Annotated in this window: 12 protein-coding genes and 1 riboswitch; of the genes, 6 read left to right on the top strand and 6 right to left on the bottom strand. The window is 73.5% G+C overall.

Annotation, left to right across the window (positions count from 1 at the left end; translation table 11 throughout):
• Positions 1–9: 9 nt before the first annotated feature.
• Positions 10–315, bottom strand: coding sequence for a 4a-hydroxytetrahydrobiopterin dehydratase (locus tag D1J60_RS29240; protein ID WP_125819435.1), 306 nt, complete (start codon positions 313–315; stop codon positions 10–12).
• A 190-nt stretch (positions 316–505) separates the two neighbouring features.
• Between D1J60_RS29240 and D1J60_RS29235 the strand changes: the two genes are divergently transcribed.
• On the top strand, positions 506–2,365 hold the full coding sequence (locus D1J60_RS29235) for an FAD-dependent oxidoreductase (RefSeq protein ID WP_241253434.1): 1,860 nt from the start codon (positions 506–508) through the stop codon (positions 2,363–2,365).
• Between the two features lie 33 nt (positions 2,366–2,398).
• Complete coding sequence (locus D1J60_RS29230) at positions 2,399–3,202, top strand: helix-turn-helix transcriptional regulator (RefSeq protein ID WP_125823117.1); 804 nt, start codon at positions 2,399–2,401, stop codon at positions 3,200–3,202.
• Here the strand turns inward: D1J60_RS29230 and D1J60_RS29225 are convergent.
• Entirely contained in the window at positions 3,188–3,616 is a 429-nt protein-coding gene (locus D1J60_RS29225; RefSeq protein ID WP_125823116.1) for a hypothetical protein, read from the bottom strand. The genes D1J60_RS29230 and D1J60_RS29225 overlap by 15 nt on opposite strands.
• 381 nt (positions 3,617–3,997) lie before the next feature.
• Between D1J60_RS29225 and D1J60_RS29220 the strand changes: the two genes are divergently transcribed.
• Together D1J60_RS29220 and D1J60_RS29215 are read left to right on the top strand one after the other, a co-directional pair.
• The gene (locus D1J60_RS29220) at positions 3,998–4,561 is read left to right on the top strand and encodes a toxin-antitoxin system, toxin component (RefSeq protein WP_125823115.1); all 564 of its coding nucleotides are present in this window, start codon (positions 3,998–4,000) and stop codon (positions 4,559–4,561) included.
• 78 nt (positions 4,562–4,639) lie between these two features.
• On the top strand, positions 4,640–5,827 hold the full coding sequence (locus D1J60_RS29215) for an MAB_1171c family putative transporter (protein ID WP_125823114.1): 1,188 nt from the start codon (positions 4,640–4,642) through the stop codon (positions 5,825–5,827).
• On the opposite strand, the gene D1J60_RS29210 is transcribed toward D1J60_RS29215, so the two are convergent.
• The gene (locus D1J60_RS29210; protein WP_125823113.1) at positions 5,824–7,080 is read right to left on the bottom strand and encodes an NADH:flavin oxidoreductase/NADH oxidase family protein; all 1,257 of its coding nucleotides are present in this window, start codon (positions 7,078–7,080) and stop codon (positions 5,824–5,826) included. The genes D1J60_RS29215 and D1J60_RS29210 overlap by 4 nt on opposite strands.
• A gap of 60 nt (positions 7,081–7,140) precedes the next feature.
• Positions 7,141–7,986, bottom strand: coding sequence for a bifunctional 5,10-methylenetetrahydrofolate dehydrogenase/5,10-methenyltetrahydrofolate cyclohydrolase (locus D1J60_RS29205; protein WP_125824245.1), 846 nt, complete (start codon positions 7,984–7,986; stop codon positions 7,141–7,143).
• Between the two features lie 74 nt (positions 7,987–8,060).
• Positions 8,061–8,163, bottom strand: a riboswitch (ZMP/ZTP riboswitch).
• A 57-nt stretch (positions 8,164–8,220) separates the two neighbouring features.
• Here D1J60_RS29205 and D1J60_RS29200 point away from each other — a divergent pair.
• Both D1J60_RS29200 and D1J60_RS29195 read left to right on the top strand, forming a co-directional pair.
• Positions 8,221–8,982, top strand: a complete 762-nt coding sequence (locus tag D1J60_RS29200) for a methyltransferase domain-containing protein (protein ID WP_125823112.1) — start codon at positions 8,221–8,223, stop codon at positions 8,980–8,982.
• A gap of 215 nt (positions 8,983–9,197) precedes the next feature.
• Complete coding sequence (locus D1J60_RS29195) at positions 9,198–10,778, top strand: RNA polymerase sigma factor (RefSeq protein ID WP_125603265.1); 1,581 nt, start codon at positions 9,198–9,200, stop codon at positions 10,776–10,778.
• A gap of 129 nt (positions 10,779–10,907) precedes the next feature.
• Here the strand turns inward: D1J60_RS29195 and D1J60_RS29190 are convergent, their stop codons facing one another.
• Both D1J60_RS29190 and D1J60_RS29185 read right to left on the bottom strand, forming a co-directional pair.
• Positions 10,908–11,348, bottom strand: coding sequence for an SRPBCC family protein (locus D1J60_RS29190; protein ID WP_125603264.1), 441 nt, complete (start codon positions 11,346–11,348; stop codon positions 10,908–10,910).
• Positions 11,349–11,390: 42 nt separating this feature from the next.
• The gene (locus D1J60_RS29185; protein WP_125823111.1) at positions 11,391–12,815 is read right to left on the bottom strand and encodes an amino acid permease; all 1,425 of its coding nucleotides are present in this window, start codon (positions 12,813–12,815) and stop codon (positions 11,391–11,393) included.
• Positions 12,816–12,830: the final 15 nt, after the last annotated feature.

The raw sequence follows: 12,830 nt of genomic DNA, 5'->3' as shown, positions 1-12,830 counted from the left end.
GCGGGCGGGTCAGGCCGCGCCGTGGGCGGGGGCCAGGGTCTCGACGCGTTCGGCGAGTGCGAAGTCCTTCTCGGTGACGACGCCGCCCGCGTCGTGGCTGTTCACCGAGAGGCGGACGGTGTTGTAGCCGAGGGTGAGCTCGGAGTGGTGGTTCAGCTCGTCCTGGACCACGCAGATGTGGGAGACGAGGGCGCTGGCGGCCCGGTGGGTGTCCACGCGGTACGTGCGCTCGATGCGGTCGTCCTCGAAGGCCCAGCCGGGGAGTTCCCGGAGCCGGTCCTCGATCTCCTTCTGCGAAAGCGGGTCGCTCGGCATCCGCTGTCTCCTTCCCCGTGGTCGTGCCCGTGGTCCCGTGATGTGCTGTCAGTTTTCCACGGCGCGCGCCGTGGTGAACCTTTCCCGCCATAGTGCGCCCGGGTGCTTCGCGGCGCTTCCGGGCCTTGGCCGCCCGCCCTATGCTCCAGCGCCGGACCGAGCATTACCACCGGTAACAAGGAGGCGGGGCATGGCCGCTACGGGCGACGGCAACGGCACGGACGGCACGGCGGGCGGGAGCGGCGGCACGGACGGCACGGCGGGCACGGAGACCCCGGGAAGCTCCAGGCGCGCGTTCATCGCGGGCGCGGCGGCCGCCGCGGGCACCTTCCCGGCCCTGGGCGCCCTCGCGGCGCCCGCCGCCGCCGCGGGCCCCGCGGCGGCCGCGGCGGGACGCTCCGTCGCCGTCCTGGGCGGCGGGGTCGCCGGGCTGACGGCCGCGCACGAGCTCGCGGAACGCGGCTACGCCGTCACCGTGTACGAACGCCGCGCGCTGGGCGGCAAGGCCCGCAGCATGGACGTACCCGGCAGCGCCCGGGGCGGCCGCAGACCGCTGCCGGCCGAGCACGGCTTCCGCTTCATCCCCGGGATCTACCACAATCTCCCGGACACGATGCGCCGCATCCCCTTCCCCGGCAACGCGAACGGCGTGTGGGACAACCTGGTGGCCCCGCCCGAGATGATGTTCGCCCGGGCCGGCGGCCGCGAGGACCTGCGCGCCCCCATCCCCTGGCCCGGCCACTCCGCCGGCGGGCTGACCCCGGAGGAGCTGCGGCGGGCCCTGACCGGGATGCTGGAGTCCCTGGTCCGGCTGCCCGCGCACGAGACCGCGTACTTCGTCAACCGGGTGCTGGTCTTCCTCACCAGCTGCGACGAGCGCCGCGACGAGGTGTGGGAGCGCACCCCCTGGTGGGAGTTCACCCGGGCCGCGCGGATGTCCACCGAGTACCAGCGCATCCTGGCCGTGGGCATCACCCGCAACATCGTGGCCACCAAGGCCGAGGAGGCCTCGACCCGTACGGTCGGCACCCTCGGGGAGGCCTTCGTCTGCAACGCGCTCGGCCAGGGGGCGGACGGCCCGCCGGACCGGATCCTGAACCTGCCGACCAACGAGGCGTGGATCGACCCGTGGGAACGCCACCTGCGGTCCCTCGGCGTGGAGTTCAGGATCGGCTGGACCGTCCAGGAGGTGCGGTACGGGGACGGCCGGGTGAGCGGGGTCTCGGTCCTGGACCCGGACGGGGCGCGGCGGACCGTCACCGCCACCCACTACGTCAGCGCGCTGCCCGTGGAGCACGCCCGGCGCACCTGGAGCCCGGCTCTGCGGGCCGCGGACCCCATGCTGGGGCGCTGCGACCGGCTGCGGACCGACTGGATGACCGGCATCCAGTTCTATCTGACCGAGCGCGCCCCGCTCGTGCACGGGCACCTCAACTGCGTCGACTCGCCGTGGTCGTTGACGGCGATCCAGCAGGCCGAGCACTGGCCGGCCCGGGACTTCCCGGCCGACTACGGCGACGGCACGGTCGTGGACTGCCTGTCGGTGGACGTCTCCGAGTGGGACAGGCCCGGGATCCTGTACGGGAAGACGGCCAAGCAGTGCACCCGGGAGGAGGTGGCGCGCGAGGTGTGGGCGCAGCTGAAGGCCTCGCTCAACGACACCGGCCGGACCCTGCTGGCCGACCGCACCCTGCACTCCTGGTTCCTGGACCCGGGCGTGGACGGCCTGGGCACCCCGCAGCCCACCAACCAGGACGAGTTGCTGATCCACCCGACCGGGACCTTCCACGACCGGCCGAGCGCGGGCACCCGCGTCCCCAACTTCTTCCTCAGCGGGGACTACGTGGCCGTCGACATCGACCTCGCGACGATGGAGGGCGCGAACGCCTCGGCCCGCGCGGCCGTCAACGCCCTGCTGGACCGTGACGGTTCGGGGGCGGCGCGGTGCGCCGTCATCCCGCGCCACCGGCCCGCGGAGCTGGAGGCGGCGAAGCGGCACGACCTGTGGCGCTACCGTCTCGGCCTGCGGAACGTCTTCGACCTGGGCTGATCGGGGACGATCGGCTCGACTACCGTCGTGGCCATGACCCCTTCGACCCCCTCGGCGCCCACGGTCGGCGCCCTGCTCCGGACCTGGCGGGAGCGGCGCGGGATCAGCCAGCTGGAACTGGCGGGCCGCGCCGACTCCTCGTCCCGCCACATCAGCTTCATCGAGACGGGCCGGTCCCGGCCGAGCGAGGAGATGGTGCTGCGGCTCGCCGACCGGCTCGACGTACCGGTGCGGGAGCGCAACGCGCTGCTCCTCGCGGCGGGTTACGCCCCGCACTACGCGCACACCGCGCTGGACGACCCGGCCATGGAGACGCTGCGCGAGGGTATGCGGCGGCTGCTGACCGGCTACGAGCCCTACCCGGCGCTGGTCGTGGACGCGGTGTACGACGTGGTGGCCGCCAACGCGGGCATCGGGATGCTGCTGGACGGGCTGCCCGAGCACCTGCTGACGCCGCCGCTGAACGCGATGCGGATCACCCTGCACCCGCAGGGCCTCGCCCCGCGGATCCGCAACCTCAGGGAGTGGCGCGGGCACCTGCTGGCGCAGATGGAGCGTCAGATCGCCCTGGCCCGCTCCGCGCCGCTGCGCGCGCTGTACGAGGAGGTGTCGGCCTACCCGGTGCCGGAGCGCCCCGGCGACGCCGGACCGGACGAGCCGGTCCCGTACATCGCGCTGCCGCTGGTGATCGAGCACGACGGGCACTTGCTGTCCTTCGTGTCGTCGATCGCGACCTTCAACACGCCGATGGACGTGACCGTCGCCGAGCTGGCCATCGAGACGTTCCTCCCGGCCGACCCGGCGACGGTGAAGTACCTGCGCTCACTGGGCCCCTGATCCCCCGCCGGTGCGCAGCGCCAGCTGCTGGAGGAGCGCGAAGCCGGCCACGGTGAGGGCCTGCGCCGGGATCCACACGGCGCCGGCCGTGGTCGGCTCGAACCAGACGGCGAGGGAGACCAGGCTGAGGGCGGCCCACGCGTAGTTGGCCTCGATGACGAACTTCACCGGGAGGACCGGCGGCCGCCGGCGCGAGGCCAGCCAGCCGACTCCGGCGCCGAAGGCGGTGAGGAAGAGGCCGAGTTCGAAGAGGGCGGCCTGCCCGACGCCGAGGAGCCGGCCGAGCGGTGCGGAGAAGGCCGCGTAGGCGAGGCCGTTGCCGGCGGTGACCACCGCGTCGAGGGCGAGGAAGCGGCGCAGCACGGTCTGCGGGGCGGTGGTGCGGGCGATGCTGGCGAGCAGGGTCGCGGACATGACGGTTCAGCCTCCATCGGGGGTCGTTCGTGCTGGTGGGACCGGGTCCCGGAGCCGAGTGCGCGGCCCCGGAACCCGATGCCCCCACTCTGCCGCCGCCCCCGCACGGGGTCGATTACCTCCGGGGTCATGGCCGGTGCCGGGGGGTGGGGGCGGCGGGCGGTGTGGGGATGCGGTGGGCGGGGGCGGGGGCCGGCGGCTAGGCTTCACCGCACCGAGCCACCGACCCGAACACCCCGTCGAGACGCGGAGAAACCTCCGGTGCGGGCCGCCGCCCGAGCCGGTCCCGGCGGGGCCGGGGCCGCCGCGCCGTGGTGCCGGCGGGGCCGGGCCCGAGTCGCGGGCCGCGCGCCCGGACCTTACCGCCGAGGGGGAAGCGCCATGAGGACCACACGGACCATGCGGAAGCTCGGCGCCGAGCTGGTGGCGGAGGCGCGGCTGACGGCACCGGCCGGGGCGGAGGCGATCATCGGGGGGCTGTGCGCGGCGTTCGGGCGCCGGCGCGGCGGGCGGCCGGTGGAGTTCCGCTTCGCCCCGTTCCCGCCGGAGACCGCCAGCGGGCTGTGGCTGGAGCTGGAGGAGCGCGACCTGGTCGTGGTGGAGGCCCGCACCCGGCCCGAGCACCAGCTGGTGATCGCCTGCCACGAGCTGTGGCACATCGAGGAGGGCGCCTGCGACGGCCACGGTCCCGGCATGGCGGTGGCCGCCCGCCTGACGGGCCCGCACGGCAGCCTCGCAGACCTGCTGCGGCGGGACTCCGCGCTGGATTCGGTGGTCCGTCAGGCGGCCGCCCGTGCCGACCGGGAGGATCCGGCCGAGATCCGGGCCGAGACCTTCGGCCTGCACCTCGGCAAGGTCCTGAAGGCGTTCCTGCCGCCGCCCCGGCAGGAGCCCGCCCCCGACGGGACCGAGCGCATCAAGTCCTCCCTCGGCTGGAACCGCTGACCACCCCGACAGAAAGCACCGCACGATGCACCCCACCTGCGCCCCGCTCCTGCCTCCCCCGACCCCCGGCCGTGCGCGGTGAAGGACGGACTGCCGCTCTACGTGGCGGGTTCGGTGCTGGTGCTGGCCCTGCTGATCAAGGCGCCGGCCCTGCGGCGGGGCTGGGACCAGCCGCTGATGCGGGCCGTGTGCGCGCTGCTGGTGGTCGGCTGCCTGCTCACCTTCCTGGCGCCCCCGCCGTCCCTGGCGGCGGTCAACCGGCTCACCGGGGTCGCCAACTTCGCCGCCCCGCTGGTGTACGGCGTGCTGACGGCCTTCTCGGGGGCCTCCATCGTGCTGATCCTGCACTGGGCGGGCGGTCCGGCGGCGGCGCTGCGGCGGGCGACCTGGGTGACGGTGGCGGTGTTCGGCGCGGTCACCGTGCTGATCGTGGCCTTCTTCGTGCTCGGGGACGCGCGCGTGGAGCGGCTGCGGGACCTGGACACGTACTACGCGAACACGCCGTGGCTGCGCGAGATGATCGTCTCCTACCTGCTGGCGCACACGGTCGGCAGCGCCGCGCTGAGCCTGCTCTCGCTGAAGTGGATGCTGCGCGTCGATCCCGCGCTGCGGCCGCTGCGGACCGGGCTGGCGCTGCTGACCCTGGGCGGGCTGCTGGACCTGGGGTACCTGGTCGCGAAGTGGGCGGCGGTGGGAGCCCGCTGGGCGGGCCGCGACTGGGACGGCCTGTCCACGTACGTGGCCCCGCCGCTCGCCTCGGCGGCGGCCCTGCTGGTGGGCGCCGGGTTCATCGTCCCGATGGTCGGCGGTTCGGCGGCCTGGCGGGACTTCAGCCAGTACCGGCGGCTGCGCCCGCTGTGGAAGGCCCTGCGCGGGTTCGCCCGCGCCGGCGTGGCGACGGTGCCGCTGACGTGGTGGTCGCCGGTCGGGATCCGGCTGATCCACCGCGAGTCGGTGATCGACGACGGGCTGCTGGCCCTGGCGAGCTGGTTCGACCCGGCCGTGCGGACGGCCGCGTACGGGGCCGCCCGCCGCCAGGGCCTGACCGAGGCGGGCGCGGCCGTGGTGGCGGACGCGGCCATGCTCGCCGCCGCCTGCCGGGCGCGGGCCGCCGCCGAACGCCCGGGCGCCCCGGACCCGGGCTCCGCGGAACCCGCCCCGTACCGCCTCGACGGGCAGCCGCTGACCGCGCTCGCCCGGGAGTTCCGCGGCTCGCCGATCGTGGACGCGGCCCGGCGCGGCCTCCCCGTCGGCCGGGGGGCTTAGGCCGTCCCGGGGGAGCCTGCGGACGGTTCGCGGGCGAGCCAGGCGCCGTACGCGCGGACCCTGCGGCGGTGCCGGAGGCTGTCGGCGGTGAAGATCCAGCGCGGTGAGACGCGGCTGCGGGGTTCCCGGCCCTGGGCGAGCCGGTCCAGCTGGAAGCGTACGAGGGCCAGCGTGCCCGCGGCCGCCAGACTCCGGTCCCGCCAGCCGAGCCGGGGCACGTCCACCCGTACGTCCTCGCCGGCGCGCCAGCGCTCGGGCAGGTCGGGGCGCAGGGCCAGGGCGGAGGCCATGCCGACCACGGCGACGCCGCGGGCCAGGGCCTTCTCGGCGGTGGCCCGGCGGGTGATGCCGCCGGTCAGCATCAGGGGCACGGTCGCGGTCTCCAGCAGGCGCTCCGCGAGGGACAGGAAGTAGGCCTCCCGCTCCAGGGTCCGCTGGTCGGTGGTGTGGCCCATGCTGGCGGGGCTCTCGACGGTGCCGCCGGACAGTTCGACCAGGTCCACGCCGAGGCCGTCGAGGGCCGTGATGACCTCGGCGGCCTCCTCGCTGTCGAAGCCCCCGCGCTGGAAGTCGGCGGCGTTCAGCTTCACGCCGAGGGCGAAGCCGGGCGAGACCCGGGCCCGGACGGCGGCGACGGTGTCGGTGAGCATCCGTACGCGGTTGTCGAGGCTGCCGCCCCAGCGGTCGGTGCGCCGGTTGACGAGCGGGGAGAGGAACTGGCTGAGCAGGTAGCCGTGCGCGGCGTGGACCTGCACGCCGTGGAAGCCCGCTTCCTCGGCGCGGCCCGCGGTGAGCGCGAAGCGGGCGATCGTCGCCTCGATGTCGGCCTCGGTCATGGCGGTGGGGTGGGCGAAGCGCTTGGTGTGCCTGCCGAGGCTGATGGGGACGGCGGAGGGGGCCCAGGCGGTGCCGGGCATGTCGGAGCCGACCTGGCGGCCGGGGTGGTTGATCTGCATCCAGACCCGGGCGTCGCCGGAGGCCGCGGCGGCCGCCCAGCGGCGGAAGGGCTCCAGCGGGGAGTGCTCGTCGAGGACGACGGTGCCCGGGGAGGTCAGGGCGCGCCGGTCGACCATCACGTTGCCGGTGATGACCAGTCCCGCGCCGCCGCGCGCCCAGCGGGCGTACAGCCGCTCCATGCGCTCGTCGGGGAGCTGGCCGGGCTGGGCGGCGAAGCTCTCCTCCATGGCGGCCTTGGCGAGACGGTTGGGAAGGGTGGTGCCTCCCGGCAGGTCGAGCGGTGTGAACAGGTCCATCCGAGTCCCCCCAGCTTGTGGCGCGGCCGTCACGCGGGGCCGCGCCACAAGATGATCGCCTCAGAGCTCCGCGAGGTCCAGCCCGGCCTGGGCCGCTGCGGCCTGCACGGTCTGCTCCAGCAGGACCGCGATGGTCATCGGGCCGACGCCGCCGGGCACCGGGGTGATGAGGGAGGCGCGGGCGGCGGCCGACTCGAAGTGGACGTCGCCGACGTTGCCCTCGTTGTAGCCGGCGTCCAGGACGACCGCGCCGGGCTTGATGTCCTCGCCCCGGATGAACTCGGCCTTGCCGACGGCGGCGACCAGGACGTCCGCCTGGCGCACGATCGAGGGCAGGTCCTGGGTGCGGGAGTGGCAGTAGGTGACGGTGGCGTTCTTCTCGAGCAGCAGCATCCCGGCGGGCTTGCCCAGGATCGCGCTGCGGCCGACGACGACGGCGTGCTTGCCGGTGAGGTCCACGTCGTACTCCTCCAGCAGGCGCATGATGCCGCCGGGGGTGCAGGAGACGAAGCCGGGCAGGCCGAAGCCCATGGCGGCGAAGGAGTGCATGGTCACGCCGTCGACGTCCTTGCCGGGGGCGATGGCCTCGAAGGCGGCGCGCTCGTCGATGTGGTGCGGGACGGGGTGCTGGAGCAGGATGCCGCTGATCTCCGGGTCCTCGGAGAGGGCGGTGATCGCAGCGACGAGCTCCTCCGTGGTGGTCCCGGCGGGCAGCTCCACGTGGCGGGAGGTGATCCCGGCCTTGGCGCAGCGGTTCTGCTTCATCTTGACATAGGTCACGGAAGCGGGGTCCTCGCCGACGAGGACGGTGGCGAGGCAGGGGGCGGTGCCGGTGCGCTCGGTGATCTTCGCCGCGAGGGCGGCGGTCCGCTCGGACACGCGGCGGGCGAGGGCGGTGCCGTCCATGAGCTGGGCGGTGGCGGTGGGGGCGGTCGTCACGGGGTCTCCTGAACGTCGCTGCGGATCGCGGTTCGCTGATCGCGGTTCGCCCAGGCGCGCGGCAGACGGCGTACGGACCGTCGTGGCGTACGCCGGGCCGCTCCCCGGTGGTGATCCACCCGAACGCCAGTCACGGCCCGGGTCCCACTGTAGTCGACTTATCCAGTGGATGACCGGGGCCCGAGCTGGGACGATCGAGACATGACGCGCACTTTCGACCATCTCGTCGCCGAGGCGGAGTCCGTCTCCGTCGACGGCTGGGACTTCTCCTGGCTCGACGGCCGGGCCACCGAGCAGCGGCCCTCCTGGGGCTACCAGCGGCTGCTGGGCGAGCGCCTGGCGACCGTCCGCTCGGCGCTGGACATCCAGACCGGCGGGGGCGAGGTGCTCGCCGGAGCGGGCCCGCTGCCGCCCCTGATGGCCGCCACCGAGTCCTGGCCGCCGAACGTCGAGCGGGCCACCCGGCTGCTGCACCCGCTGGGCGCGGTGGTGGTGGCCGACGCCGACGAGCCGCCGCTGCCCTTCGGGGACGGGGCCTTCGAGCTGGTCGCCAGCCGGCACCCGGTGACGATCTGGTGGGACGAGATCGCGCGCGTGCTGGCGCCCGGTGGCACCTACCTGTCGCAGCAGGTGGGTCCGGCGAGCGTCTTCGAGCTCGTCGAGTACTTCCTCGGCCCGCAGCCGGAGGAGGTCCGGCGGGCCCGCCACCCCGACGACGCGGTCGCCGACGCCGCCCGGGCGGGGCTGGAGATCACCGATCTGCGCTCCGAGCGGCTGCGTACGGAGTTCCACGACATCGGTGCCGTGATCTACTTCCTGAGGAAGGTGATCTGGATGGTTCCCGGCTTCACGGTCGGCCAGTACCGTGACCGGCTGCGCGAGCTCCACGAACGGATCGGGCGCGAGGGTCCGTTCGTCGCGCACACCGCCCGTTTCCTGATCGAGGCACGCAAGAAGGAGTGACCCGGGAGGGCGGACGGATCCACGCCGGATCGGTTGCGCGGCCACAGCGTGGCGCAGGTCACTCAATTCAGCGCGTAACGAATCGACTCGGGCAGGCGATGAACCGACAGGTGTCCTCGCGCGGCCCCGGAATACAGACCCGCCCGGGTCTGTTTCCCGAGTCCGCGCGATGATGTCCCGCCCACTCCTTATCTGTTCGCAACGAGAGGCTCCTTGTGTCGCTCAGCCCGTCCCGTACGTTCCCTCCGGAGATCGCCGAATCCGAGGCCCTGGTCGCGCTCGTCGAGCGCGGCCGCGAGCAGGGTCACATCAACGGTGACGATGTCCGGCAGGCCTTCGAGGCCGGCCGCATCCCGGTGGACCAGTGGAAGCGGGTCCTGCGCAGCCTGAACCAGGTCCTGGACGAGGAGGGCGTCGCCCTCCACGTCAGCGCCGCCCCCGCCACGAAGGCTGCTGCCAAGAAGCCCCGCAAGGCAGCTGCCGCTCCGGCCCGCACCGTGACGAAGAAGGCGGTCGCCCCGCCGCGCCCGATCGGCGCGCGCAAGGCCTCCGCCACCGCTCCCGCCGCGGCCGCGGCGATATCCGCTCCGTCGGCCGCCGCGTCGGAGGAGGTGTCGGCCGAGGCCGCCGCCGAGCCGAAGAAGCGCGTGGTCAAGAAGGCCGCCGCCAAGAAGGCCACGGCCACCAAGAAGACGGCCGCCTCGAAGAAGGCCGGCGCCAAGGACGCCGACGACGCCGAGAACCCGGCCGTCGAGGGTGAGGACTGGGCCGTCGAGGACCTCGCCGACGAGACCGAGGAGGAGGCGCCCAAGGCCGGCGCCCAGGGCTTCGTGCTGTCCGACGACGACGAGGACGACGCCCCGGCGCAGACGGTCATGGTGGCCGGTGCCACCGCCGACCCGGTCAAGGACTACCTGAAGCTGATCGGCAAGGTGCCGCTCCTCAACGCCGAGCAGGAGGTCGAGCTCGCCAAGCGCATCGAGGCGGGCCTGTTCTCCGAGTACAAGCTCGAAGAGGAGGAGGACCACAAGCCCGCGTTCAAGCGCGAGCTGGAGATCCTCGTCGAGGACGGCCGCCGGGCCAAGAACCACCTGCTGGAGGCCAACCTCCGTCTCGTGGTCTCGCTGGCCAAGCGCTACACGGGCCGCGGCATGCTCTTCCTGGACCTGATCCAGGAGGGCAACGTCGGTCTGATCCGCGCGGTGGAGAAGTTCGACTACACCAAGGGCTTCAAGTTCTCCACGTACGCGACCTGGTGGATCCGGCAGGCGATCACGCGTGCCATGGCCGACCAGTCGCGCACCATCCGCATCCCCGTCCACATGGTCGAGATCATCAACAAGCTCGCCCGTGTGCAGCGCCAGATGCTCCAGGACCTGGGCCGCGAGCCCACCCCGGAGGAGCTGGGCAAGGAACTCGACATGACCCCCGAGAAGGTCATCGAGGTCCAGAAGTACGGCCGCGAGCCGATCTCCCTGCACACCCCGCTGGGTGAGGAGGGCGACAGCGAGTTCGGTGACCTCATCGAGGACTCCGAGGCGGTCGTGCCGGCCGACGCCGTGTCCTTCACCTTCCTCCAGGAGCAGCTCCAGTCCATCCTGGGCACCCTGAGCGAGCGCGAGGCGGGCGTGGTCTCCATGCGCTACGGCCTCAACGACGGCCAGCCGAAGACGCTGGACGAGATCGGCCGCGTCTACGGGGTCACCCGTGAGCGCATCCGCCAGATCGAGTCCAAGACCATGTCGAAGCTGCGCCACCCGTCGCGCTCGCAGGTCCTGCGCGACTACCTGGACTGATCCGGTCCCGGTTCCGGACACACGAGGGGCCCGCGCCGTCACGGCGCGGGCCTCCGCGTTTGCCCCGGCCGTGCGGGGGTCAGTTCTCTCCCCCGGTGCGGGGGCCGTTTCTCCCCGCCGGTGCGGGGGTCAGTGCTCCAGGAGGTGCTTGAGCTTCTCCTCGCTGCGCGGCATCTCCTTGCGGAGCCTGGGCTTCACCACCAGGGGGACCAGTCCCCGGCCCAGGCCGCGGCCCTCGAAGTCCACCGACAGGGTGACGCGGGAGCGCGTCCCGTCGTCGAGGGGCTCGATCCTGCCGTGCACCTCGGGCCGGACCGGGCCGGAGACGCCGTGGATGTGCCAGCTCCGCGGCGGGTCGAGCTCGGTGAACTCCACGGTGGTGGGGATCCTCCGCTTGCCGAACCGCCGCGTGATGGCGACCCTGGAACCGACGTGCACGGGCAGGTCTCCCACGGGGACGGCGGCCACGGCGCTGTCCTGCCACTCGGGCAGGTGCGTGGGGTCCGTCACGTAGGCGAAGACGTCCTCGGGCCTGCGGTCGATGTCGATGGTTTTGCTGATCGCGGACATGGCGACCCCTCGGAGCCCCCCTGGCCGGTCTTCTCTTCCAAATTACTCCGCGGCCGTACCGGCCGCGCGGTGCTTGCGGGCGGCCATCAGCGCGTAGGCGAGGACGCCCGCGAAGAGGAAGAGCACGCCCTGGTAGACGGCCGCGTAGCCGGAGCCGGCGACCAGCCACATCGAGAAGGCGAAGGCGACCCCGGCGAGGACGGCGTCGCGGACCAGGCGCCCGCGCCGGACCCGCTCGCCCTGGCCGGAGGCCAGGAAGTAGAGCTGGGCGGCGGTGGAGAGCAGGTAGGGGACGGTCGCGGTGAAGGTCGTGATCAGGACGAGCGACTCGAAGACGGCCGCCGAGCCCGCCGTGTAGTTGTAGACGGTCAGGGCGGAGGCCAGGACGACGGTGACCACGACGCCGACGACCGGGACACCGCGCTGCTTCTTCTCGAAGACCCGCGGGAAGAGCCCGTCCTTGGCCGCCGCGTACGGGGTCTGCGCGCTGAGCAGGGTCCATCCGTTGAGGGCGCCGAGCATCGAGACCACGGCCGCGCCGGCGACGAGGGTGCCGCCCCAGCTGCCGCCGAACATGGCGTTCACGGCGTCCGTGAACGGGGCCTGGGAGGAGACCAGCTTCTCGTGGGCGACCAGGCCGAAGACGGACAGGGTGCCGAGCAGGTACACGGTGGCGGCGCCGATGGTGCCGAGGACGGTGGCCCGGCCGACGTTGCGCGCCGGGTCGCGGACCTCGCCCGCGCTGACGGCGGCGGACTCGACGCCGATGTAGCTGAAGAGCAGGATCGCGGCGGAGGCGGAGACCGCCCCCACGGGGCTCTGGTCGGTGGCCTGGAAGGGGCCGAGGTTCGCCGGGTCGAAGAAGAACAGTCCGCCCACGGCCACGAGCAGCAGCGGGACGAGCTTGAGGACCGTCGCGACGACCTGGACGGCGCCCACGTACCGGGTGCCGGCCAGGTTGGAGAGGGCGGGCAGCCACTGGACCGCCAGGGCGGCCAGGCACATGGTCCACCGGTGCTCGCCCACGGCCGGGAACAGGACGGCGAGGTAGCCGACGGAGGCGACGGCGAGCGCGGCGTTCGAGACCCAGGCGGTCATCCAGTAGCTGTACGCGGCGAGGAAGCCGGCGAAGTCGCCGAAGGCGGCGCGCACGTACACGTACGGGCCGCCGGTCCGCGGGTGGCGCTGGGCGAGGCGGCCGAAGACGAGGGCGAGGGCGATCGCGCCGAGGGTCAGGACGGCGAAGGAGAGGAGGCTGATGGTGCCGAAGGGGGCGACCGAGGCGGGGAGCAGGAAGATGCCGCCGCCGATGACGTTGCCCATGACCAGGCAGACGGCGACCGGGAGGCCGAAGCGGCGGGCGTGCCGGTCCCCCCGGGGTGCCGGGGATCCGGCGGCCAGAGGCGTTTCGGCGACGGCCCCGGGGGTGGTGCGGTCCTCTGCGGGCGGGGCTGCGGTGCTGGTCATCGGTGGCGCGCCTCT

Origin of the sequence: Streptomyces sp. W1SF4 (genome assembly GCF_003950035.1) — a bacterium.
GTDB lineage: Bacteria > Actinomycetota > Actinomycetes > Streptomycetales > Streptomycetaceae > Streptomyces > Streptomyces racemochromogenes.
The sequence above is the reverse complement of the archived record's forward strand: the minus strand, read 5'-3'. Positions and strand labels throughout refer to the sequence as shown.

Bases quoted from the DNA above. Each gene is read 5' to 3' on its own strand.
- D1J60_RS29235 (WP_241253434.1), top strand. From the start codon at position 506: ATGGCCGCTACGGGCGACGGCAACGGCACGGACGGCACGGCGGGCGGG.
- D1J60_RS29220 (WP_125823115.1), top strand. From the start codon at position 3,998: ATGAGGACCACACGGACCATGCGGAAGCTCGGCGCCGAGCTGGTGGCG.
- D1J60_RS29190 (WP_125603264.1), bottom strand. From the start codon at position 11,348: ATGTCCGCGATCAGCAAAACCATCGACATCGACCGCAGGCCCGAGGAC.
- D1J60_RS29185 (WP_125823111.1), bottom strand. From the start codon at position 12,815: ATGACCAGCACCGCAGCCCCGCCCGCAGAGGACCGCACCACCCCCGGG.
- D1J60_RS29230 (WP_125823117.1), top strand. From the start codon at position 2,399: ATGACCCCTTCGACCCCCTCGGCGCCCACGGTCGGCGCCCTGCTCCGG.
- D1J60_RS29240 (WP_125819435.1), bottom strand. From the start codon at position 315: ATGCCGAGCGACCCGCTTTCGCAGAAGGAGATCGAGGACCGGCTCCGG.
- D1J60_RS29225 (WP_125823116.1), bottom strand. From the start codon at position 3,616: ATGTCCGCGACCCTGCTCGCCAGCATCGCCCGCACCACCGCCCCGCAG.
- D1J60_RS29200 (WP_125823112.1), top strand. From the start codon at position 8,221: ATGACGCGCACTTTCGACCATCTCGTCGCCGAGGCGGAGTCCGTCTCC.
- D1J60_RS29210 (WP_125823113.1), bottom strand. From the start codon at position 7,080: ATGGACCTGTTCACACCGCTCGACCTGCCGGGAGGCACCACCCTTCCC.
- D1J60_RS29205 (WP_125824245.1), bottom strand. From the start codon at position 7,986: ATGGACGGCACCGCCCTCGCCCGCCGCGTGTCCGAGCGGACCGCCGCC.